This is a genomic window from Pantoea sp. V106_11, from assembly GCF_029967885.1.
Classification (GTDB): domain Bacteria; phylum Pseudomonadota; class Gammaproteobacteria; order Enterobacterales; family Enterobacteriaceae; genus Pantoea; species Pantoea ananatis.
On record NZ_JASCAK010000030.1, the window covers coordinates 94,762 to 117,094 of the forward strand.

At 55.4% G+C, this 22,333-nt stretch carries 19 protein-coding genes; 10 read left to right on the plus strand and 9 right to left on the minus strand.

Going from position 1 to position 22,333, the window contains the following annotated elements; all coding sequences use genetic code 11:
* Positions 1-5: 5 nt before the first annotated feature.
* The 3 genes from QLG08_RS14215 to QLG08_RS14225 form a co-directional block, all read right to left on the minus strand.
* Complete coding sequence (locus QLG08_RS14215; RefSeq protein WP_028722971.1) at positions 6-872, minus strand: nucleoside-specific channel-forming protein Tsx; 867 nt, start codon at positions 870-872, stop codon at positions 6-8.
* 274 nt (positions 873-1,146) lie between these two features.
* The gene (locus QLG08_RS14220; RefSeq protein ID WP_044042492.1) at positions 1,147-2,496 is read right to left on the minus strand and encodes an ATP-binding protein; all 1,350 of its coding nucleotides are present in this window, start codon (positions 2,494-2,496) and stop codon (positions 1,147-1,149) included.
* Positions 2,493-3,152 (minus strand): response regulator, encoded by a 660-nt coding sequence (locus QLG08_RS14225; protein ID WP_014595088.1) that lies wholly within the window; start codon positions 3,150-3,152, stop codon positions 2,493-2,495. The genes QLG08_RS14220 and QLG08_RS14225 overlap by 4 nt, the downstream gene beginning before the upstream one ends.
* 224 nt (positions 3,153-3,376) lie before the next feature.
* Between QLG08_RS14225 and QLG08_RS14230 the strand changes: the two genes are divergently transcribed.
* From QLG08_RS14230 to QLG08_RS14240, 3 genes are all read left to right on the plus strand, one after another.
* Entirely contained in the window at positions 3,377-3,745 is a 369-nt protein-coding gene (locus QLG08_RS14230) for a helix-turn-helix domain-containing protein (protein WP_014606915.1), read from the plus strand.
* Between the two features lie 185 nt (positions 3,746-3,930).
* Positions 3,931-4,827 carry a LysR family transcriptional regulator gene (locus QLG08_RS14235; protein ID WP_014595089.1) on the plus strand — a complete coding sequence of 299 codons (897 nt, stop codon included), beginning with the start codon at positions 3,931-3,933 and terminating at the stop codon, positions 4,825-4,827.
* A gap of 109 nt (positions 4,828-4,936) precedes the next feature.
* Positions 4,937-6,160 (plus strand): MFS transporter, encoded by a 1,224-nt coding sequence (locus QLG08_RS14240; protein ID WP_238493282.1) that lies wholly within the window; start codon positions 4,937-4,939, stop codon positions 6,158-6,160.
* Between the two features lie 48 nt (positions 6,161-6,208).
* On the opposite strand, the gene QLG08_RS14245 is transcribed toward QLG08_RS14240, so the two are convergent.
* From QLG08_RS14245 to QLG08_RS14255, 3 genes are all read right to left on the minus strand, one after another.
* A complete protein-coding gene (locus QLG08_RS14245; RefSeq protein ID WP_014606912.1) occupies positions 6,209-8,599 on the minus strand; it encodes a glucose/quinate/shikimate family membrane-bound PQQ-dependent dehydrogenase in 2,391 nt (796 codons plus the stop codon).
* A gap of 266 nt (positions 8,600-8,865) precedes the next feature.
* Positions 8,866-9,471, minus strand: coding sequence for a hypothetical protein (locus QLG08_RS14250; RefSeq protein ID WP_013024213.1), 606 nt, complete (start codon positions 9,469-9,471; stop codon positions 8,866-8,868).
* 559 nt (positions 9,472-10,030) lie between these two features.
* Positions 10,031-11,191: a Gfo/Idh/MocA family oxidoreductase gene (locus QLG08_RS14255; protein ID WP_014595093.1), complete on the minus strand. Its 1,161-nt coding sequence runs from the start codon at positions 11,189-11,191 to the stop codon at positions 10,031-10,033.
* A gap of 274 nt (positions 11,192-11,465) precedes the next feature.
* Here QLG08_RS14255 and QLG08_RS14260 point away from each other — a divergent pair, with 274 nt between their 5' ends.
* Both QLG08_RS14260 and QLG08_RS14265 read left to right on the plus strand, forming a co-directional pair.
* Entirely contained in the window at positions 11,466-12,341 is an 876-nt protein-coding gene (locus QLG08_RS14260) for a BadF/BadG/BcrA/BcrD ATPase family protein (RefSeq protein ID WP_109706820.1), read from the plus strand.
* Positions 12,338-13,456: an ROK family transcriptional regulator gene (locus QLG08_RS14265; protein WP_013024216.1), complete on the plus strand. Its 1,119-nt coding sequence runs from the start codon at positions 12,338-12,340 to the stop codon at positions 13,454-13,456. Before QLG08_RS14260 ends, QLG08_RS14265 begins: the two co-directional genes overlap by 4 nt.
* Positions 13,457-13,478: 22 nt before the next feature.
* Here QLG08_RS14265 and ugpC read toward each other — a convergent pair whose 3' ends face one another.
* Positions 13,479-14,570: a sn-glycerol-3-phosphate ABC transporter ATP-binding protein UgpC gene (gene ugpC, locus QLG08_RS14270; protein WP_014606908.1), complete on the minus strand. Its 1,092-nt coding sequence runs from the start codon at positions 14,568-14,570 to the stop codon at positions 13,479-13,481.
* Positions 14,571-14,582: 12 nt separating this feature from the next.
* A complete protein-coding gene (locus QLG08_RS14275; RefSeq protein WP_028715939.1) occupies positions 14,583-15,182 on the minus strand; it encodes a GNAT family N-acetyltransferase in 600 nt (199 codons plus the stop codon).
* Between the two features lie 526 nt (positions 15,183-15,708).
* Here QLG08_RS14275 and QLG08_RS14280 point away from each other — a divergent pair.
* From QLG08_RS14280 to QLG08_RS14295, 4 genes are all read left to right on the plus strand, one after another.
* A complete protein-coding gene (locus tag QLG08_RS14280; RefSeq protein ID WP_033766291.1) occupies positions 15,709-17,040 on the plus strand; it encodes an extracellular solute-binding protein in 1,332 nt (443 codons plus the stop codon).
* A gap of 63 nt (positions 17,041-17,103) precedes the next feature.
* Entirely contained in the window at positions 17,104-17,976 is an 873-nt protein-coding gene (locus QLG08_RS14285) for a sugar ABC transporter permease (RefSeq protein ID WP_013024220.1), read from the plus strand.
* Positions 17,976-18,791 carry a carbohydrate ABC transporter permease gene (locus tag QLG08_RS14290; protein WP_014595099.1) on the plus strand — a complete coding sequence of 272 codons (816 nt, stop codon included), beginning with the start codon at positions 17,976-17,978 and terminating at the stop codon, positions 18,789-18,791. Before QLG08_RS14285 ends, QLG08_RS14290 begins: the two co-directional genes overlap by 1 nt.
* Before the next feature lie 37 nt (positions 18,792-18,828).
* On the plus strand, positions 18,829-20,160 hold the full coding sequence (locus tag QLG08_RS14295; protein WP_282472980.1) for a glycosyl hydrolase family 28 protein: 1,332 nt from the start codon (positions 18,829-18,831) through the stop codon (positions 20,158-20,160).
* Between the two features lies 1 nt (position 20,161).
* On the opposite strand, the gene QLG08_RS14300 is transcribed toward QLG08_RS14295, so the two are convergent.
* Positions 20,162-21,232: a tartrate dehydrogenase gene (locus QLG08_RS14300; protein ID WP_282472981.1), complete on the minus strand. Its 1,071-nt coding sequence runs from the start codon at positions 21,230-21,232 to the stop codon at positions 20,162-20,164.
* Positions 21,233-21,367: 135 nt separating this feature from the next.
* Here QLG08_RS14300 and QLG08_RS14305 point away from each other — a divergent pair, with 135 nt between their 5' ends.
* Complete coding sequence (locus tag QLG08_RS14305) at positions 21,368-22,300, plus strand: LysR family transcriptional regulator (RefSeq protein ID WP_013024226.1); 933 nt, start codon at positions 21,368-21,370, stop codon at positions 22,298-22,300.
* The last annotated feature ends 33 nt before the right edge of the window (positions 22,301-22,333 follow it).

Here is a 22,333-nt window from a genome sequence, read left to right on the forward strand (position 1 = left end):
AGCAATCAGAAGTTATAGCCAGCGACCAGGTAGTAACCCCAGCCTGTGGACTTGATTTCAGACGCGCTTTCACCAAATCCTAACTCCTGACCCGCTCCCCACTGACCGCCGTTATGAAAATAACGGGCGACGGCCGAGAAGTGCCAGTGATCGTAACCCAGCGACAGGATATGGCTGGAGGCGATTGAATTGCTGGTGCGAATCGGGCCACTCTTTTCGCGTAAGTCTGAACCCCAGTCGAAGTTGGTAAAGCCTACGTAGCCAAGGTTACCGCCCCAAAGAGTGGTGATTGGCACAAAATATTTCACTTTGAAGCGATAGCCATCCCAGCTGTTTTCATTCGCTGCACCGTAGTTTTCCCACTGGTATTTGGCATAGACGTTAAGCGACAGACCGATATCGCTGTGCGTATCGATGTCGGTGCCCAGGCCCATATACCAGGTATTCTGACGGTTGGCGCTGTTGCGGCCCATATCGTAGATATAGTTGTTCGCGAAGTACCACTCTTTAAACGGACCAAAGGCCAGGCTGGTGCCGGTCAGTTTATCAATGGAGAAACGCGGCTCAATTTCCATGAACAGCGGCGAACCGTGATCGAAAATGCCGTTAGCATTGCTGTTGCCCACGCCAAAGAAGTTTGGCAGATCAACGTAGCCGTAAAAATCAAACCAGTCTTTTTTCGCAAACGCTTCATATTCCAGATAGACGTCATTATTGAACTGCGGTCCGAAGCGAGTGTGGTAACTGCCCACCACGTTTACGCTCTGATGCCACCAGTCGGAAACGTACTGGGGAGCATTGTCAGCAGCCTGCACTGCACCGTTTAAGGAACCTGCCAGCAGGACGCCTGCCATTAACGTTTTAAATTTCATTATATTTTGACCACTGGTTTTTATGCGCAAGACAATCGTTTGCGCGCTGTTTGGAAATCAATCCCAAAGGTTGGGCAGTAATGTACTCAGGCCGCCTGTTTTAGTTAGCGTAGCGTGCCTGTAACAGAGAGATAGAAAATAGCTTTTGGTCACATTTGTCAAAATGTGTTGCATAACAATTCATCAATATTGTGATGCTTGTCACAATATTGTCTCAGGCGAACGGAACCAGGCAACCGTTTACGTTGTCCGGTTCCGAATCAAACAGCGAGGATCAGGGAAAAGTGACGCGGACCTGAAAACCGCAACGTACACCGTGCGGATTCAGGCAATTGGACAGGGCAACGCGGATATGATGTTTGTGCGCCACGCTTCGTACAATAGACAAGCCTAACCCGCTCCCCTGGGCTTTAACATCCGGGGCGCGGGCAAAGCGATCAAACGCGCGTTCAATAAACGACTCCGGCATGCCCGGGCCGTTATCGACGATATCTACCACGGTTTGCCCGTCAACACGGTGCAGCAGGACATCCACCAGGCTGCCTTCAGGCGTATGAAGCATGGCATTGCCAATCAGGTTATCAAACAGGCTTCGCAGCTCCGATCGTCCGGCCTGCAACTGGTAGTGCGTGGTGCCGCTAAAGCCAATGTCGATACCGCGTTTATCTGCCACCACCATGAGCTGCTCAATGCTCTCTTTCAGCACATCTTCCAGCGCGATAGTTTCGAGGCTGGCGACAACCGACTGATCTTCCCAGCGTGACATATTCAGCAATTGGGTCACCAGATGGCGGGTGCGGGTCACGCCCGATTCCAGTTGTGCAAACTGACGACTGGCCTCGCCAGGCTGAATATGCTGCCGCAGGTTCTCCAACTGCAACGTAACCGCCGTGACCGGCGTCCGCAATTCGTGCGCGGCATCTTCCATAAACTGGCGCTGTGAAGACCAGGCCGCACGAAGTTTATCCAGCAGCGAATTATAGGCGGCGACCAGCGGCTGAATTTCATCAGGCAGGCTTCCCGGTGAAACGCTGTGTGGGTGATGGGCATCCTGCGCGGCAATCTCCCGGGAGGCAACGCGCAAATCCCGGGTGATTTTGCGCACGACCAGCCAGATAACCAGTAATGACAGCGGCATCATTAAAATCAGCGGAATAATCGCCGACAGCGCCCGCCTCACCATCATTTCTTTCATGTAGCTGAGATTGAGCATCACCTGAATGGTCTTTATCTCGCTGCCGGGCTGGCCGGAGCGGGTATAAATTCGCCATTCGCAGTCGTGGCAGCCGCCGATCTGCACATCTTTGTAGCCGTTTTCGGCCTGTAACGGCGCGTGCAACTCAGGCCAGGAGCTGGAGCGTAGCTGACCTTTGGCATCCCACAGCTGAATGACGAAGGCGCTTTTGATCTTGTGCGCTGGCGCAATCAGCGGCATCAGCGGAGGGATTTCGCGATTCACTGACCAGGCATCGGCCAGCTTGGCGAGCTGCTCATCCTTGATGACGCCCACCATTTCACCGTAGCAGTTAAAGAAATACCAGGCCACGCCGCCAATCATCAGCAAATGAATGACCAGTAACGTACTGAGTAATTTATTCCGTAACGATCGCATAAAGATTTTCATATTGCCGGTACTCGCCAACCCAGTCCGCGCACGTTGCGGATCACATCATTATCCAGCTTGCGCCGCATGCCGTGAATTAATACGTCTACCGCATTGCTGCTGACTTCTTCGCCCCAGCCATAGATGCGGTTCTCTAACTGCTCGCGTGACAGGATGGCACCGGGCCGCTCCAGCAGCGCATAGAGCAGGGCATATTCCCGGGCGGTTAACTGCTCACGTTGCCCTTTGTACAGGACTTCGCGCGTCAGCATATCCAGTTGAACATCCCCGCTGCCCAGCACCGAATCGGCGGAACCGTGATGGCGCCGGGTAATCGCACGCATGCGGGCCATGACCTCCTGAAGATCAAAAGGCTTAAGCAGGTAGTCATCCGCACCATAATCCAGGCCCTGTACGCGCTGAGCGACCGTATCGCGGGCGGTAAGGATCAAGACCGGTGTGGCATCCCCGCGCCCGCGTGCCCGTCTCAGCACCTGCAATCCGTCGTCCCGGGGTAAGCCAAGATCAAGCAGGACGCAGCTGTAGCCGCCTTCGCTCCAGGCGTTTTGCGCATACACGCCATCGCGTACCCAGTCAACTGACCAGCCTGCCGCTTCCAGCGCCTGCTGCAAATTCGCGCCGATCATTTCATCATCTTCGACCAACAAAACGCGCATGGATGATGCCCTCCCGAAAAATGGCAACAGTGTAGCGCTGGATTATTAGCGCAGAATTATTGGGGCGCTCAGCCTGCTAAAAGGCCGGGGCGCGCCGGATGCCTGTACCTAAAGAGGCGATTTTACCGCTTTGCTAATTCTGCGCTAATTTTTCGCTAATTAAGGGATAAATTTAACGCGCTACAGTGTGTTCCCTGCACATCTGCTTTAACCAGGAGAACACCATGAATCAGCGCGAGTTTATTCGTAGTTTGCTGGAATGGATAGAAAGCAATTTAGGACACGATCTGCATCTGGACGAAGTTGCTCGCCGCGCGGGCTATTCCCGTTGGCACCTGCAACGGTTATTTCGCCAGCATACCGGCTTCTCACTGGCCGAGTATATCCGTCAGCGCCGTCTGACCGAGTCTGCCCTGACGCTGCTTAACAGCAACGAAGCGATTTTACAGGTGGCGATGAGCTATGGGTTTGATACCCAACAGGCCTACACCCGAACGTTTAAAAACTATTTTATGGTCACGCCGGGTCAACTGCGCCGTCAGCGCCGGGTAGAGCCAGATCGTTTATTATTCCCTTATGCCATGGCAAGTTAGTCTCTGTATGGACATTCCCATCCGCGAACTTGTGGGAATGTCCATGCATCGCCAGGGCTGCCTCGCGTCCTTTTTCCTGCTCCCACGCTGTCCGCTTTCCTTCCGTTGCTTTATTCTGACTGCCTGAGGCACGGCGTCGTGGCTGTGCAATAACCTTCAGCAGGCCGATTTGTCCCAGGAACCCGATGACTAACAGCGATAACCTGATCGCCATGATGTTGTTTGCGCGCGTGGTGGAACTCAAAAGCTTTACGGAAGCCGCACGCGTACTCGGCGTGTCAAAGTCCCACATCAGCCGGGAAATTGCCGGGCTGGAACAGCGGCTGGGCATTCGGCTGCTCCAGCGTACGACTCGCCGGATGACGCTGACGGAACTCGGCCAGGCTTACTATCCCTTTTGCGTGCGTATGCTGGACGAAATGCACCGGGCCGAAGATTTTGTGCAGCAGGCTCACCAAAATCCTGCCGGTAATGTCCGCTTACAGGCGCCCGTCACCTATGGCTGCCAGTGCATCGTGCCGCTGCTGAATCGGTTTCTGCGCGGTCATCTGCACATCAATGTCGATCTCAGCCTTACGGATAACAACGATGAGACCCTTGGCGACGGGGTAGACATCGCGATAGTTATCCGTGCTCATGCGCCCCGCCAGGGCAACTTTCGTGTTTTGAGCGACATCCACTGGGGCCTGTACGCCGCCCCTGACTACCTGGCGCAGCATCCTGCCATTTCGCATCCGCGCCTGTTACCCCGCCATGATCTCTTGATGTTTCACGGCCCGGCGCACACGGCGGCACTGCCTTTTCGTCGCGATAAGCTGCGTCTGGCGGTAGACGTGCGTAGCCGCTTTCGGGCCAATAACAGTATGGCGCTGCTGAACGCTGCACTGGCGGGCAACGGCATCGCCTATCTGCCTTCCTATATGGTGCAGGAGGCGCTGACGCAGGGGCAAATTGTCCAGGTGCTGCCGGAGTGGCAGATGGATCGCTTACAGAGCTACCTGCTGAGGCATCAGGACATCGCATCGGCCTCTCCCATCAACCTGCTGTGCGATACGCTGATCGACCAACTGGGCGCGCGCTGATTGTTGCAGTACAGCAACAAAACAGGCCAGTCAGCAAATATCGCGCGCCGACTGTTGTTGTCTCGTCACCATTGTTAGCCTGAGTCCCTAAACACGATGGGGATATCGCATGGAAATCACGTCTGAGGCACCTGTATTCCACCACTGGAAACGTAACTTATGGGTTTGCGTCTTTGGCTCGTTTACGACCCTGGTCGCCATGACCTTGCTGCTGCCTTTTTTACCCTTGTATGTTCAACAGCTGGGCGTACAGCACCCGGCGGCCATTGCGCGCTGGTCCGGCGTGGCCTATGGCGCAACCTTTCTCAGCGCCGCGTTAACCGCGCCGCTGTGGGGCAGGCTGGGCGATCGCTACGGCCGTAAGCTGATGCTGATCCGGGCGAGCCTGGGAATGGCCCTCGCCATGGCACTGATCGGCATGGCAACCGCGGTGTGGCAACTGGTGGCGCTGCGTTTACTGGCGGGATTACTCGGGGGCTATTCTTCCGGCTCCACCATTCTGATTGCTGCGCAAACCCCTAAAGCGCATACCGGATGGGCGTTAGGCGTGCTGGCATCCGGCATGATGGCCGGTAATGTTATAGGCCCCATACTGGGCGGTGTACTCCCGCCGCTGATCGGCATTCGGGCTACGTTCTGGCTGACGGGGGCGGTCATTTTTGTGGCATTCCTGGCGACCACCTTTTTGCTGAAGGAGCCAGCCGTGGCGCGCAAGAAGGTGCAGAGCGTTTGTCCTCAGCCGGGCGAGGCTGCTCCTCCCTTTGACCGGGCGATAGTCAGGCTGATGTGGTTAACGGCCATGCTGCTGGTGTTTGCCAATATGTCGATAGAGCCTGTCATCACGCTGTATATCGGCCAGTTTTTACATCAGGAGCATGCCATCACCCTGATGTCCGGCCTGGTGATGGCCGCAGCCGCGCTGGGCAGTATTCTTTCAGCACCCTTTGTCGGCAAGCTGGCCGACCGCGTGGGGCACTGGCGGCTCCTGAGCGCTGGCCTGTTTGGCTGCGCGCTGTTACTGATCCCTCAGGCTTTTATTACCGATGCCTGGCAGCTGCTGCCGTTACGTTTCCTGATGGGCATGTCGCTGGGCGGTCTGATGCCCTGCATTACCGCCATTATCCGTCACCACGTTCCCGCCGTGCAGGTGGGGCGCATGCTCGGCTATTCGACGTCGGCGCAGTATATCGGCCAGGTCAGTGGTCCCCTTTTTGGTGGGGTGATTGGTGGCGCGTGGGGAATGCGGCCAGTATTTCTGGCCACCTGCATGGTCATGGGGCTGTGCGCCTGGTTAAGCTGGCGCTCCCCACGCACAAAAGCGCAGGGCAGATAGCAGGCATAAAAAAAGGCGGACCGGAGTCCGCCTCTGTTCAGGTGTTAATTACTTCTGGTCGGGCAGCGCATAGGCAATCACGTAATCGCCCAGCTTGGTGCCGAATGAACCATGGCCACCGGCAGCAATCACAACGTATTGCTTGCCGTTAACTTCATAGGTCATTGGCGTTGCCTGACCACCGGCTGGCAGGCGCGCCTGCCACAAGAGTTCACCGGTGTCGGTGCTGTAAGCGCGCAGGTAGTTATCAGCCGTTGCGCCAATAAAGAACACTTTGCCTGCGGTGGCAACCGGTCCGCCCAGCATTGGCATACCCATTTTAAAGGGCAGCGGTACAGGTGAGCTGTCACGAACGGTACCAATACGTTGTTTCCACACCACTTCGTTGGTTTTCAGGTCAACAGCAGAAACATAACCCCATGCAGGTTGTTTACACGGCAGACCAAAAGGTGACAGGAACGGATTCAGTTCAACGCCATACGGCACGCCGTACTGCGGCTGAATACCGGTTTCAGTACCTGAACCGCCCGTTGCGCCTTTTGGTGGCTCTTCCGGATTACCCGGACCGCGTGGGATCAGCTTAGACACGAACGGCAGCGCCATTGGGTTAGCAATCGCAATCTGACGATGCGGATCAACGGAAATGCCGCCCCATTCAAACATGCCCAGGTTGCCCGGGAAGACCAGGGTGCCCTGCTCAGAAGGTGGCGTGAACGGACCTTCGTAGCGCAGACGTTTGAAAATCACGCGGCACACCAGTTGGTCATACATCGTCGCGCCCCACATGTCCTTATCCGTCAGGTTCTGTTTCGGACGGAAGGTCAGTTCAGAGTAAGGCTGTGTAGCTGAGACATGGTCGCCCTTAGCCGCGCCCTGCGGAACAGGGGTTTCCGGGGCCGGAACCACAGTTTTACCTGTGCGGCGATCCAGAACAAAGATGTTCCCGGTTTTGGCAGGGGCATAGATAACCGGCACGGTGTTACCGTCTTTATCGGTAATATCCGCCAGCGTCGGCTGCGAAGGCAGGTCCATATCCCACAGATCGTGATGCACAGTCTGATATGACCACACCAGCTTACCGGTCGTCGCGTTCAGCGCCAGCACGCTGCTGGCATAACGTTCCTGCTCAGGTGTGCGGTTGCCGCCCCAGATATCCGGCGTGGTCACCCCCATTGGCAGGTAAACGATATCCAGCTTCGGATCGTAAACCGCAGGTGCCCACGAGTTAGGGGAGTTCATGGTGAACGTGTGTTCATCCGCCGGAATCGCGTTAGGATCTTTCGCGCCCGGATCGAACACCCACAACAGTTTACCGGTGTTCACATCAAAGCCACGGATGGCGCCTGAAGGTTCACGGGTTGAAAAGTTATCGGTTACCGCGCCAGCCATCACAATGGTGGTGTCAGTAATCACCGGTGGCGAGGTTGGCTCATACATGCCTGGCGTTGTGACCGGCTGCTTGTGCTGCAGATCCAGCTCACCGTTGTTACCAAAGGCCGGGCAGCGTTCACCGGTTTCCGCATCCAGCGCGAACAAACGCCCGTCATTGACTGGCAGGTAGATACGACGCGAGCACAGCGCAGGCTGGGTATTGGACGCATCCTTCGCTGCAGGGAATTCGTGGTATGACACACCACGACAGGTCACGTGCTGGAAGGTTGGGTTGGTTTTCAGGCCGGGATCAAACTTCCACTTTTGCTTGCCGGTGGCCGCATCCAGAGCAAATAAAATCTGATGTGGCGTGCAAAGATACAGCGTGTCGCGAATCTTGATTGGCGTCACTTCATCGGTAATTTCGCCCGGATCGCTTGGGCGTTTCATATCACCGGTCTGGAATTGCCAGGCAACCTGCAGTTCTTTCACATTGTCGTGGTTGATCTGCTTGAGCGGCGAGAAGCGCGTCCCTTGCTGATCGCGCGCATAGGCCGGCCAGTCACCATCAGCAATATTGCTCAACGGCTGTGCCTGAGGCGCATTATCCGCTGTTGCCGGTAATGCACCGTTAACCACTTGCGGATCATTAAAGACGGAATAGGTTAACACCGCTGCACTGGCAACCAGCGCTACGCCCATGGCACCCAGTGCGCCTTTACCCGGCTGGTATAAGCCGCGATAGACAAAGGGCAACACCAGCCAGACGCCAAAGATCACCAGTACGTCGGTACGCGGTGCCAGTGCCCAGAAGTCGGTGCCGACTTCCCAAACGCCCCAGGCCAGCGTAGCCAGCAGTAAGAGCGCATAGACAACCAGGGCAGCGCTGTTACGTCGCCACAGCAGGAAAGCGGTAAGCAGCATGGCTGCACCGCCGATGATGTAGTACCAGGAACCACCGATCGTGGCCAGCCAGATACCACCAATTAACATGAACGCACCCGTTAGCACGGCGAACAGCACCGTTAAAAAACGGACCACGCTAAAGGATGAGGAGTTTTTCCCCATAATGTTGACCTCATTTCGTTGCCAGAAAACTCAGGAAAACAATCAGATAGATTGTTGTCAGTCATAAAGTACAAAAGATGAAAGGCATTCTTATTTCGCTCTTCCCTGAAGCGTGATGATCCATATCTGTTAAATGTTATAGCAAAATTGGTATGAGTTTTGATTTTTTTGGCTTAAAGCTCTTAACAACGCATCTAAGGCAATACTTTAGACGGTGTTAATGGGGCTTGCCGATATGATTCAATAGTGCCAGGAGATAAGAAAGGTTAAAGCGTAAAGGGAATGAGATCGCCAGACGCGCGTTGTAATTGCCAGCCGCTAATGTTAAGTGCCGCGAGTTGTTCTGCTGATAACGTCGGTTCGTAACCGCGCACGATAATCTCGGCGCCTTTCCCTTTTAATGACTCAAGAAAAAAAGGAAATGTAAATTTCCGATAGTTGTCATTAAAGAATGAATAACTTAAGACAATGGCGGAAAAAGGAAAGGATTCGACTAAATGCCAGTCTGCGCCAGGCGGTGCAAAATCAAAAAGCCAGAAACGATAAGCGTTAATTAATTCCAGTAATTTTTCCTGATGGGCCCTGAGGTTGCGATAATTAATACCAATACGCACCCGCGCATCCTGTAGGTGTAAATAACGTTCGGGATGCTGAATCCATTCTTTTAACTGTGCATCACACAGGGGGATAATGATTAATGCTTCTTCAGTTGCAAGATGGTTGTGCAATGAAATAATGTTGTCATCGTTAAGTATCCTTTTCGTCGGTTGTGTGCAGTCCGAATTCGGGAGGTGGTAACAAATACCGGCCACCTGACTCGTGACGTGATGAATAGGCTCAGTAATATAAGGGTTATATCCGCTATTTTTCATTATCTCATCGAAACTATTTAACGTTTGCTGTGAATTTTATTTTTTGCATAACGAGAGGGAAGTACGGCGATTAATATACGCGATTCTCCTGGCAACACACGTTTTTTATATATTAATCAGCACTTTTTTGTTATCCGTTATTTAAATTTATATGCACTCTAATGATAACGTTAAATGGTCTTTTCTGGCGTGACTACTCGTCGAAAGCGTTAATTCACCCTGCACGTTGTTTTGTAAAACGCGTAATAAACGTCATCTGATTATCAGCAGAAAGTGTCGTTCTGATGTCACAACGGCCGCTTCGTTTACTGCTTTATCTTATCCTGAGTTAAGTTATCAGCAGAGCAGGCGGTTTTTTTTAATAATCATCCGCACAGGTCAATCCTCATGGAAAACGCAGGCGGAAACGCCTGATGCCGCGCGACGCTTGCCCGCAGGGCAGGAGAAGTACAGGTGTGGAGGAATAAAAAAACCGGCCTGAGGCCGGTTTAAGTAGGGTACCAGTCGTCGAGCTATGTTTAACCTGATGGGCTCGGGGGAGTGAGCTATCAGGAGGGAACTAGTGCGTTCCCGTTTTTCCCAGGTTGGCGTCAAAACGTGTCCAGCTTTCGGTCAGATCGATGACGCTGCGGGTTTTGCGCGCTTCATCAATCTTAATGGCCGTCAGGCCGGCTTCCAGTGCGTCAACAACAGAAACTTTTAGCGGCGTTCCCTGCTTGACGTGCTTAACGATCTCTTCCGCCATTAAGGCATCGGCACCGTAATGACCGTCATAGGCGTTGCCGCTGTAGGCGGTTTCCACTTCTTTTTCGCCGGTGCGTGCGTTGTGCACGCGAAAATAGTTACGGACAAAATCGCCTTCAGCCATGCCGTCAGTGCCTATCACGCAGAACCGGCGGAATTCGTCCGGGACGTTGAGGTTAGCGTGAAAAGACAGCGTTGCGCCGCTGGCGTACTCAATCAGGGCGGTCTGGTAATCGACAATATCGGCATCGCTGCTAAACACCGCGTCGGTACTCGACCAGCCGCTGGGCTTAGTGTGATAAATCTCAGACTGCTCGGTGATCGCACCTTGTGGTGCATGCTGAGGCGTGAACGACTTGCGTCCGCCAAAGCTGGCTACCCGAAGGGGGCGCTCCTGCATTAATCCCTGGTAGAGATCGATGTCGTGACAGCATTTTTCCAGAATATAAGGACCGGCATACTTTTCGAGCCTGCGCCAGTCGCGCTGGAAGAACGCGCCATGATAAGGCTTGATATGTTCTGTCGCTTCAATAGAGGTGATTTCACCCAGGCGACGATCGTCACGTGCTGCCAGCAGATCGTGATAGAGCGGCGAGTAACGCAGCACCAGCCCTACCAGAATACGGTCTTCGCCATACTGCTGAACCAGTTTTGCCATCGCCATCGTTTGTTCTTCGTTAATCACGACAGGCTTTTCAGTAAACACAGTATAGCCTGCTGCCAGCGCCTGTGTGACATGCTCAAGATGCATAAAGTTAGGCGAGCCCACCAGCAGCAAATCAAAACCACCCTGTTGCAGCAGCGCCTCAACGGAATCGAACGCCTTGCCGGGATCGATGCCGAAACTGTGCAGATTCGGCAAACCGGCCGGTGCTGGATCGTAATAACCTACCAGCGAAAATTCGGTATCAGCCTTGTGAAACTCTTTAACGACATGAGAAAGACGAAAGCCGAGACCAATAATGCCTACTTTCATGGTAAACCCCTGATCCTGAATTCTGACAACGGTGAGTACGCCGCTGACGGGACGCAATGATGGAAAGACTGGCTACCAACTTATTACGACAGAAAAACTAATGTCAATAACGCGTTGTGTGATTTGCATACGTATTTTTAGGTATTTTATTGATTTTAAATAATAAATAGTTATTGTTTTTTGCCTATATTTATTTGTTATTGCGATTTAAGTTTTTTTCACCTATCGTTCGCAGATTACAGAATCGAGATGCGTTTACGGCGGGAGGAAGCGCGTGCAATCACACTATCTCCTTGGTATTGATGGCGGCGGTACGCAGTGTCGTGCGCGGTTGACCGACGCGAATGGCAACGTGCTGGCTCAGGCGGTGGGCGGCCCTGCCAACGTCTGGTCACAGTTTGATGCGGCTCTGAACTGCGTTGAGCAGCTCATGGCAGCCGTGCTGTCTCAGGCAGGGCTGACGCCACAGGCGCTGGCGCAGACCTCGCTGGTGGCAGGATTAGCCGGTGCGAATGTGGCCTCGGTTAAGGCGCGCCTGACGCAATGGCAGCCTGCCTGCGCGACCGTGCAGGTGGTCAGCGATGTTGAGATCGCCTGCGCCGGCGCCCATGCGGCGGCACCCGGTGCGGTTTTTATTATTGGCACCGGTAGCCAGGGCGCAGCCTGGGATGGCGAGCGGTTTACGCTGCTGGGCGGCTGGGGATTCGCGCTGTCCGATCACGGCTCCGGCGCTGAGCTGGGGCGACGCGCGCTGCGGCTGGCATTACTGGCCCATGAAGCCATCGTTGACAGCACAGACTTTACCCACGGCCTGATGGCACAGTTTAACCACAGCCCGGAAACCATGTTGATGTGGACGCGAGAAGCGATGCCCGCCGACTGGGCGCGCGTGGTGCCTGATATTTTTGCCGCCGCGCACGCGGACGATCGTCATGCCGTGGATCTCCTGCAGCAGACTGCAAGCGATATTGGCTTAATGGTCAGCCGTCTCTCTACCATCAGTCAGGGATGCGTCGCCCTCATGGGCGGGCTGGCCACACCGATTCAGCCCTGGCTGAGCGCGGAGAGTCAGGCCCGGCTGGTCGCTGCGCAACACGATGCTCTGGACGGGGCATTAATGATGGCCCGGGCAAATCTGAGGACGCTATGATTGCTCCAAACGTTACCGCGCGCATTCTGAGACTGATCGTGGAGCATGCGCCTGTCAGCCAGTCTGACCTCAAGGTCCGAAGCGGACTCAGCATGTCTACCGTCTCCCAGGCGACCAACCGACTGCTGGCGCAGGGCATCGTGCAGGAACTGGGGCTGCGCCGCGTATCAATGGGGCGGCCTAAAACCTTGCTGGGGCTGAATCCCGATCGCGCCAGCGTCATTGGCATTCAGCTTAACGCCGAACGTAACCTGATCGTAATGACCGACCTCAGCGGCAATCTGCTGGGGGAACAGCAGATGCCTTCCGGCGCCATCACGCCACGACAGCTGGGCGATGCGCTGGCTAAATTTCTACGCGGCGTGGAAGAAAAACAGGTTGGCGCGATTGGCCTGGCCTTATCCGGTTTAGTCGATGCCGAAAACGGCTACTGTATTCGTTCGAAAGTGCTCGACTGGGAGAATGTCCCTATCGCGCAGATGCTGGAAACACGCTTTTCCCTGCCGGTATTTATCGAAAACGATGCCAATGCGATGGCGATGGCCACCCTGGTGTTTGGCCAACTGGGCAACGCGCAGTCAGCGGTTATTGCGACTTACGGTAAAGGCATTGGCGCAGGCATTATTCTTAACCGCCGGCTGTATCGCGGGCGACATGGCAAAGCGGGCGAGATCGGTAACGGCCTGGTCGGCGATGGCTCGCTGCGTCTGCTCGAGGATGTGGCCTCGTCCCGGGCAATCCTGCAACGTGTCCAGCAGGATGAAGCGGGCGGTCCGCTAACGTTGCAGGCGCTCGATCAGCGGCCCACGGCCGAGGTGCTGAGCGCACTGGAAGAGGCGGGACGTGAACTGGGGATTTCCCTGGCCAATCTGTCGGTGGCGTACGATCCTGACGTCGTGTTCCTGGCGATGGAACCGCACATGGCTTCACGTATTCTGCTGGACCACATTACCCAGAGTTTTCAGGCCTATCGTCTGAAGCTGACGCCACAGATGACACCGCTGCAGTTTCTGACAGAATCAAACCGCATGTGGGCGCTGGGCGCGGCAGGCTTTGCCGTGAATATGCTGCTCGATCTGCTGGCTGCCCAGGCGGATGAAGAACCCGTGACCTGACGGCGCCGCAGCGCCATCCTGTTTAACGCAGACGCTGCCCCTGCTCATCAAACAGCAGGCAGTGGTCTGCCGATAAACCCAGCCTGACCTCCACGCCTAAATCACGCCGTTGCGCCTCGCGCGCCTCAACAACCAGCATCTGTTCAATGCCTAAATCAAGGTAAAGATAATTGGTGTGGCCGAGCATTTCGGCAAAGGAGAGCGTGCCGCTGAACTGACGTTCGGCTGGCGTTTCCGCGGCGGGCTGCATGTGCTCGGGACGAATGCCCAGGGTGACGCGCTGGCCCTCGCGGCAGGGCGCCGCAATCTTTAGCACCAGCTGCGTTATCTTCAAATCCGGCACGCGTAACTGCACCTCACCCTGACCCGTGGCGGTGACTTCGGCTTGGAGGAAATTCATCTTCGGCGAGCCGATAAAACCGGCCACAAACAGGTTGTCTGGGTCGCTGTACAACGCTAACGGCGCGCCAACCTGTTCAATCCGTCCTTTGCGCAGCACCACGATACGATCGGCAAGCGTCATCGCCTCTGACTGATCGTGGGTCACATAAATCATGGTGTTGCCCAGCGAGGCGTGCAGGCGGGCAATCTCGATGCGCATTTGCAGACGCAGCTCGGCATCCAGGTTGGAGAGCGGCTCATCAAACAGGAAGATGCGCGGATGGCGAATAATGGCGCGGCCAATGGCCACGCGCTGACGCTGGCCCCCGGAAAGCGCCCGTGGCAGGCGATCCAGCAGTTCGGTCAGGTGCAAGCGCGCGGCGGTTTGTTCAATTGCCTGGGCTATCTCGGCTTTCGGCTTTTTCATCACCTCAAGCGGATAGGCCAGATTACCGCGCACCGTCATGTTGGGATAAAGCGCATAAGACTGAAACACCATGGCGATGCCGCGTTCGGTTGCGGGCTGACGGGTCATGTCTTTATCGTCAATCAGCAATGTGCCGTCAGTAATTTCTTCCAGCCCGGCGATCATCCGTAGCAGGGTAGATTTACCGCAGCCGGATGGCCCAACGAACACCACAAATTCGCCGCTGTTTACTCTGAGATCGACGCCGTGAATCACATCGATATGGTCATAGGACTTCTTAACGTTCTGTAAGCGCAGGCTGGTCATAAACTCTCTCACTTAAAGTAACTGGCCCATATATATGGCGTTGCTGCGCAGGATGTGGCTGAATCCCATGCGTTCATAGAACGCGCACACCTGTTCATTTTGCAGGCTGACGCCAAGGTGAACGCCTTTCACACCGGCCTGGCGTAGCGCAGCCAGTTCCTGTGCAATCATTCTGCGGCCCCAGCCGCCTTGCTGCACCGGCGGCAGCAGATTGATATGTAAATGCGCGGGCCACTGTGTCACCAGCTGCGCATCGGCACGTTCAGGCTGACGGATGCTGTCGAGAATTTTGCTGTCATAGGGGGCGCTGGCCGTGCGGTCACGGTATTTTTCCTGAAGCTGAGGCCACCAGTGCTGCTCAAGCTGCGCTTCAAAGGCACGGGTATCGGGCGTAGCGACAACATAGCCCATCACTTCGCCTTCCAGGTCCAGCACAAAGGCAAAATCCGGTGCAAAGCGGGCGTAGGGCACCGCAAAGCGCTGTCCGGGATACTCGGGATCGGAATAGTGGTTACGGGCATCCTTACCGGCATTGGCGGTTTCCAGACAGATGCGGTAAAGCGCTGAATAGTCCGACTCGGTGGCCGGACGAATGACACCTTGATTCGCCATCGTCATCTCTCACAGGTCAGTAGTTGAACAACCTCACGGTAATGAAAGCTGACTTAGTTTTCAAGATGGAATAATTGCCCCACTATCCTGAACTCGCCTCCGCTCGGATCTTATTAGCTGACCAGGCCAGTCCCTGTGGGCTTCTGTCGCAGGCGGTGAACCGGCTGGCGGCAATCGTCAGAGGAAATAAAAAGTTAAAAATGTGAGCGTCATATGATTTTCATATTTTTTATCAGCAAGTTATTACGCCATTTTGAGGCTGGTTTATCGTGCTGGCCGGCGGCGAACGGACACCGATAACGCGCCAGATTTGTACGGATTTCTCTCCGCTTATGCTGAGCGTTGCCCTGTCAGCGTGTTTTTTTGCGCAGGCTCACAACCTGGCAATTCCCACGGTGGGATGTTTGACTTTATTTTTTTATTAAAGTAACTATGAGTGAGAAGGTGATTTATGCGGCGACAGTCTGCGGGATTGCAGACCCTGTGAAGAAAGGATGCCCATCCTGTATTGGAGAAAGTGAGCATGATGTCTGATTCCTCAGTTCGTTCGTTCCGTTTTCGCACTTCGGTTCGTAGCCTGTTGGCGGCGGGCTTGCTGATGGGCAGCGTTGCGCATGCCGACAGCACCGTTACCCTGAATGAATGGGATATCTACAGTTATCCTCAGCAAACGGCGGCCGTCGATGAAGGTATTAAAGACTTTTCCCAGCAAAACCCCGGTATCGTTATCAACCGGTCCGTGCACTCCTTTGAAGACACGCGCATTCCTCTTAAGTTGGCCCTGACCGCAGGTGAAGGTCCGCAGATTGCCCAGGTGAATCAGGGCGGCGGCGATATGGGATCGCTGGTCAAAGACAAACTGCTGCTGCCGCTGGATAGCTATGCGGCCGAATACGGCTGGACCCAAAAATTCCCGGACTCCATTCTCAAGCGTAACCGCTGGTCTGACAGCGGCCAGTTTGGCAGCGGCAAGCTGTACGGCGTGGCCAGCCTCGGTGAAATGGTTGGCCTCTATTACAACAAGGCGCTGCTGGATAAGGCCGGTATTGCGGTACCGAAAACCCTGAGCGAGCTTGACGCCGCAATGGCAAAACTCAAGCAGCAGGGCACGCCGCCAATGATGCTGGGTTTATTAGACGGCAACATGGGGCAGCAGTTACTCAGTACGCTGTGGGAAGCGCAAATTGAAAGCAGCGACCGCAAAAAACTGGATGATTTGATTTACGACGTGGGCGGCACGTTCAAAGATGACAAGCTGAAAAAAGCGGCCACCATGATGAAAGGCTGGGCGGACAAAGGTTATCTGTTCCCAGGCTATCAGGGCATTGGTCATGATGATGCCGCCACGTTATTCCAGAACGGTCAGTCTGCGTTCCTGGTGAGCGGAACCTGGTATCTGGGCCAGTTTAAAGACAACAAAGATATTCACTTCGCCGGTATGCCAGCCGGTGACGGCGTGAAGCAGCCGTTGATGGTCGGCGGAACCGATTTGGCCTTCTCGATGACCAGCATGGCGAAAACCAAAGCCCAGCAGGATGCCGCCGCCAAATTTATTAACTATATGGTGTCGGACAGCATGGCAAACCGCTGGCTGAACGTTGGCTTCCTGCCGGCCAGTACCAATAAAGACGCAAAAATCCCGGCGGATAATCCGCTGTTAGGCGAAGCCTGGCAGGTGTGGCTGAACCTGAATGCCTACGACGGTCTGGGCCATTATGTCGACTGGGCAACCCCGACCATGAACGCCGAACTGAATCAAAACGTTCAGCTGCTGCTGGCGGGCCGACAGACGGCTGAGCAGATGGTGATTAACTTCGATAACAACTATCAGCGTTACATGAAAACCCTGAAACACTAAGCCGGTTGCCCGGCAGCGAACCTGCCGGGCCTGAATGTCGCTCTGACTACGACGAGTACGGTTATGTTGAATCAAAGCAGTTGGCGTAATTTTCTCTATCTTCTTCCCGCAGTCCTGGTTTATGGCCTGTTTCTGCTGTTACCGCTGCTCGCGTCGTTGGGAATCAGCTTTACCGAGTGGGATGGCACCTCGCGGCCAGTTTTCGCGGGCATCAGTAACTACCTGCGTATGTTCAGCGATCCGGTCTTCTGGATTGCCCTTGGCAATAACGCCATTCTGATGCTGTTTTATACTCTCCTGCCGATTGGCGTGGGGCTGCTGCTGTGCAGCTTTCTGTATGAAACCCGAAACAACACCGAGCGCAGCGTACTGCGCATCCTGTTCTTTCTGCCTTATATCATGCCGATGGCGGTTCTCGGCGTAGTGTGGCGCTGGCTGTACAACCCGGCCTTTGGCCCCATCGATCAGGTCCTGCGCGCCATCGGATTGCCGCAGTTGGCGATGTCCTGGCTCGGGGATTTTACCTGGGCTCTGCCGGCCGTCGGCATGGTCGCCACCTGGTACTTTTTTGGTTTCTGTCTGGTGCTGTTTATGGCGGGACTGCAGAGAATGGATCCGTCCCTGCTTGAAGCGGCGGACCTGGATGGCTCCTCGCGCCGCCAGAAGTTTATGCGCATTACGCTGCCGGGACTGCGTCCGGAGCTGCGCATCGCGCTGTTGCTGACGGTCATCGCCAGTCTGAAGGCGTTCGATTTGGTGTACGTAATGACGCAGGGCGGCCCTGGCACCTCCACCATGGTGACCAATATCTTTATGTACAAGCAGGGCTTTGATCTGCATTACTTCGGCTATGCCTCATCGGTTGCCGTATTCAGTATGGTCATTGTGTTAGGGCTTAACTACCTGATCCATCTGGCATTGAAGGAACGTTACTGATGAAAAGCACACCGATCATTTCTCGTGCGCTGATCTGGATTGTGGCGCTGATGACCATCATGCCGTTTTTAATGGCGTTGATGACCTCGTTTAAAACGCAGATGGAGCTGTTTCAGGGCGTGTTTCATTTACCCGCCTCACTGAATGTCAAAAACTACATCACCGCCTGGCAGCAGGGACACTTTAACGTTTACTTTATGAACTCGGTGCTGGTGGTGTTTCCGGTGGTGCTGAGCAGTATTTTACTGGGTATTCTGGCCGGATTTGGCTTTGCCTTACTGAAAATTCCGGGCAAGAAAGTGGTGGCGGCCATGCTGGCGCTGGGCATGGTGCTGCCGAGTGAAGCCTTTATTATTCCGCTCTATCATGAACTGCACTGGATGGGGCTGACCAACACCTATCTGGCCCTGATTCTGCCGCAGGTTGCGCTGTCGCTGCCGTTTACTACCCTGATGATTGCCAGCGCTTTCCAGCAGGTGCCTAAAGAGTTAGTCGAGGCGGCGGTGATGGATGGCGCGCCTCGCATTAAAATCCTGTGGGGGATTTTAGTTCCGGCCATCTGGCCCACGATCTCCACGCTGGCCCTGCTGTTGTTTATCTGGACGTGGAACGAATTCCTTATTCCGTTGATTTTGGTCAACAAAGATGAGCTGCGAACCTTGCCCATTGGCATGATGTTTTTCCAGAATAAGAACACCATTGATATCCCGGTGCTGATGGCTGGCGCGATGATCGTTATCATGCCGCTTATCGTGGTTTTCCTGTTTTTCCAGCGCAAGTTTATCAGCGGCGTAACGGAAGGTGCGGTGAAGTAAGCGCACCGGTTCATCTCTCATTCACTAAGGCCGGACGATGCATCTTTCCCTTGGCGATTTTCATCCCGTCGCAGACGGCGAAACCCCTGATACACGCATCCTGCAACAGGCGATTGACCAGATTGCGGCGGCGGGCGGCGGGCGACTTACGCTGCCGCCGGGGCGTTATCGCAGCGGCTGCCTGAACCTTCCTTCCGATTTTGAGCTGCACCTTGAAGCCGGCGCAGTGCTGGTTGCCAGCCGACAACTGGCGGACTACCAACAGTGGAAAGCGCTGAGCTGTGCCGAGAAATCGCATAACGTCCTGCTGTATGCGCTGGGGCAGCGTAACCTGACAATTACTGGTCAGGGCCATATTGAGGGAGACGCCGAAGCGTGGTTTGCGGCGGAGCCTGACGAACAGGGCTACCGGGTCCCAAAAGCAGACAGGCCACGCATGATCGTGTTTGAGGATTGCGGGCAGGTCAGGTTGCAGGACATCAGCCTGATCCGCGCACCGATGTGGACGGTGCACCTTGTAAGCTGCCGCCATGTGCATATCGAACGTCTGACCATTGATAACGCCATGACGCTGCCCAACACCGACGCACTGGACATTGACAGCTGCGAGGCGGTTTTTATCAGCAACAGCTATTTCAGCGCGGCAGATGATGCGATTTGCATCAAAACCACCTTCAAGCCCGCTGGCCTGCGTCGTCCGGCGCGACGAATCGCGGTGAGCAACTGCCTGCTGCGCAGCGACAGCTGCGCCTTGAAGATCGGCACTGAAACCTGGGACGATATTGAAGACATTACCGTTTCAGGCTGCACCCTGTTCGATTCCAACCGCGGCATCGGCATTGTGTCACGGGATGGTGGGGCGATACGGCGCGTCCTCTTCAGCACGATCGCCTTTAGCTGCCATCATGTTGCCGCCTGCCACTGGGGCAAAGCCGATCCCATTTTTATCTCCGTACGGACCCGTGATCCGGCGGTGCTGCCGGGGATCGTGGAGCAAGTCCAGTTCAGTCAGCTCAGCGGTGTGGCAGAGGGCGCGATCAACCTGCATGCTGCCCAGCCAGGCTGGATCCGTGATATTTCACTCAATCAACTCCATCTGCGGCAAACTGTCGCGCAGGGCGTGCAGGGGCAGTACGATGTGCGGCCGCCCTGTAATCCCGATTCCCCCACCGGGATGGGGCTGGATAATGCTTACCGGCTGGATAAAACCACTGGCGAGGCTTACGGCGTTGAGCGCTATCCCGGTGGGCTGCCGGGACTGTTTGCGCGCGGCGTTGAGAACCTGCAATTGAACAACCTGACGATTCAGCGGCCTGAGCCGCTGCCGTCAGGCTGGCATCCGGACAGCGTTGTACTGCTGGCAGACTAAGTTACAGCGCCGCCGCGATAGCGGCACCCAACTGCTGCGTATCCGCGCTGCCGCCCAGGTCGCGGGTTAAATGTTCACCGGCGGCCAGGGTACGCTCAATGGCGTTCAGCACGGCATCACCGGCTTCCTTGTAGCCGAGATGCTCCAGCATCATGGCACCACACCAAATCTGGCCGATCGGGTTGGCGATATTTTTACCGGCGATATCGGGCGCCGAGCCGTGCACCGGTTCAAACAAGCTGGGGAATTTGCCTTCCGGATTGATATTGGCAGACGGCGCGATGCCAATGGTGCCGGTGCAGGCAGGGCCGAGATCCGACAGGATATCGCCAAACAAATTGCTGGCAACCACCACATCAAACCAGTCGGGATGCAACACAAAATTGGCGGTAAGAATATCAATATGATATTTATCCACATTGATCTCGGGATAGTGCTCACCCATCGCCTGAACGCGGTTATCCCAGTAGGGCATGGTAATCGCGATACCGTTTGATTTAGTGGCAGAGGTCAGGTGTTTTTTGGGCCGACGCTGGGCCAGTTCGAAGGCAAACTTCAGAATGCGATCGACGCCCACGCGGGTCATGACCGTTTCCTGAATGACCACCTCCCGCTCGGTGCCGGGGAACATGGTGCCGCCCACGCTGGAATACTCGCCTTCGGTGTTTTCCCGCACCACGTAGAAATCGATATCGCCCGGCTTACGGTTGGCTAACGGTGCTTTCACGCCGGGCATCAGGCGTACCGGACGCAGGTTCACGTACTGATCAAACTCACGGCGAAACTGCAACAGCGATCCCCAGAGCGAAACATGATCCGGCACCACATCAGGCCAGCCAACCGCGCCAAAATAAATCGCATCGAACGTTTTAAGCTCAGCAAACCAGTCGTCCGGCAGCATTTTGCCATGCTGTTGCCAGTATTCTGCGCTGGCATAATCGAACCACTCCCAGCGCAATGGAATGTTGAACTTCTCTGCCGCCACGTTCATCACGCGCACGCCTTCTGGCATCACTTCTTTGCCAATGCCGTCGCCGGGAATCACGGCAATACGATGGATCTTCTCTGTCACTGGGCACCTCTGAGGTTGGTAGGGTGAGTCGGTCAGGTTTCCGTATGCTGTCTTGATGCAGCTTGATTTATCACCGGGCGTTAGCGCAGTATAACTCTCCACCTGAGGTAAACAATTGGCCTTAAAGTTAATCCCATGTTGAATCAAAGTAGAGAATCTCGGACGTCAAGTGACGATCTGGCGTTTTTCCTGCGCGTGGCGTCATTGGGCAGCCTGACGGCGGCCGCGCGGGCGCTGGGGCTTTCTCTGGCGGCCGTCAGCAAACGCCTGAGCCTGCTGGAGCAGCGGCTGGGGGTTCAGTTGCTGCGCCGCACCACGCGCAAGCTGGAACTGACGCCCGAAGGTCGTCGATACCTGGAAGGGGCTCGCCCGTTGCTGGAGCAGTTGGTGGCGCTGGAAGACGCGGTGAGCGGGGAAACGGCCGAGCTGCGCGGCACGCTGAATATTAATGCCTCGTTTGGTTTTGGCCGCCGCCATATCGCGCCCTGCGTGTCTGCCTTTGCTGCCCTGCATCCTCATCTGGCGCTTTCCCTGCAGCTCAGCAGTCAGCCGCTGAATTTTCTTGATGCCCATGTGGACATCGACATTCGCGTCGGCGAACCGCCAGACTCACGGCTGGTCGCCCGGAAACTGGTGCACAACCCGCGTGTACTTTGCTGCTCGCCCGCCTACGCCGCCAAACACGGGTTGCCGGACAGCATCCGGGCGCTGGCGCAGCATAACTGCATTTTACTGAGGCAGCATGACAGCGATTTCGCCCTGTGGCGTTTTGTCGGCGATGCGGAGAGCCTGAGTCAGAAAGTCCGCGGGAACCTGGTCACGAACGATGGCGAGGTGGCGATGCGCATGGCGCTGGATGGTCATGGCATCCTGCTGCGCTCCTGGTGGGATGCAAAACACAGCATTGCAGCCGGGGAGCTGCGGCATGTGTTGCCCGAATGGCGGTCACCGGACGGCGATATCTTCGCAGTCTGGCAGGCGCAGCGACAGCAGCCCTCGCGCCTCATGGCGTTTGTGACCTTTCTACAGGAAAGGCTTCAAAGCGATAGCGCGTTAACTCATCTGTGATGTCCCACGCAACTTTTCTGTAAATCATTATCA

Excerpts from the sequence above, each read along its gene's own strand:
- QLG08_RS14215 (WP_028722971.1), bottom strand. The coding sequence starts at position 872 with ATGAAATTTAAAACGTTAATGGCAGGCGTCCTGCTGGCAGGTTCCTTA.
- QLG08_RS14220 (WP_044042492.1), bottom strand. The coding sequence starts at position 2,496 with ATGAAAATCTTTATGCGATCGTTACGGAATAAATTACTCAGTACGTTA.
- QLG08_RS14225 (WP_014595088.1), bottom strand. The coding sequence starts at position 3,152 with ATGCGCGTTTTGTTGGTCGAAGATGATGAAATGATCGGCGCGAATTTG.
- QLG08_RS14230 (WP_014606915.1), top strand. The coding sequence starts at position 3,377 with ATGAATCAGCGCGAGTTTATTCGTAGTTTGCTGGAATGGATAGAAAGC.
- QLG08_RS14235 (WP_014595089.1), top strand. The coding sequence starts at position 3,931 with ATGACTAACAGCGATAACCTGATCGCCATGATGTTGTTTGCGCGCGTG.
- QLG08_RS14240 (WP_238493282.1), top strand. The coding sequence starts at position 4,937 with ATGGAAATCACGTCTGAGGCACCTGTATTCCACCACTGGAAACGTAAC.
- QLG08_RS14245 (WP_014606912.1), bottom strand. The coding sequence starts at position 8,599 with ATGGGGAAAAACTCCTCATCCTTTAGCGTGGTCCGTTTTTTAACGGTG.
- QLG08_RS14250 (WP_013024213.1), bottom strand. The coding sequence starts at position 9,471 with ATGAAAAATAGCGGATATAACCCTTATATTACTGAGCCTATTCATCAC.
- QLG08_RS14255 (WP_014595093.1), bottom strand. The coding sequence starts at position 11,191 with ATGAAAGTAGGCATTATTGGTCTCGGCTTTCGTCTTTCTCATGTCGTT.
- QLG08_RS14265 (WP_013024216.1), top strand. The coding sequence starts at position 12,338 with ATGATTGCTCCAAACGTTACCGCGCGCATTCTGAGACTGATCGTGGAG.
- ugpC (WP_014606908.1), bottom strand. The coding sequence starts at position 14,570 with ATGACCAGCCTGCGCTTACAGAACGTTAAGAAGTCCTATGACCATATC.
- QLG08_RS14275 (WP_028715939.1), bottom strand. The coding sequence starts at position 15,182 with ATGGCGAATCAAGGTGTCATTCGTCCGGCCACCGAGTCGGACTATTCA.
- QLG08_RS14280 (WP_033766291.1), top strand. The coding sequence starts at position 15,709 with ATGTCTGATTCCTCAGTTCGTTCGTTCCGTTTTCGCACTTCGGTTCGT.
- QLG08_RS14285 (WP_013024220.1), top strand. The coding sequence starts at position 17,104 with ATGTTGAATCAAAGCAGTTGGCGTAATTTTCTCTATCTTCTTCCCGCA.
- QLG08_RS14290 (WP_014595099.1), top strand. The coding sequence starts at position 17,976 with ATGAAAAGCACACCGATCATTTCTCGTGCGCTGATCTGGATTGTGGCG.
- QLG08_RS14295 (WP_282472980.1), top strand. The coding sequence starts at position 18,829 with ATGCATCTTTCCCTTGGCGATTTTCATCCCGTCGCAGACGGCGAAACC.
- QLG08_RS14305 (WP_013024226.1), top strand. The coding sequence starts at position 21,368 with ATGTTGAATCAAAGTAGAGAATCTCGGACGTCAAGTGACGATCTGGCG.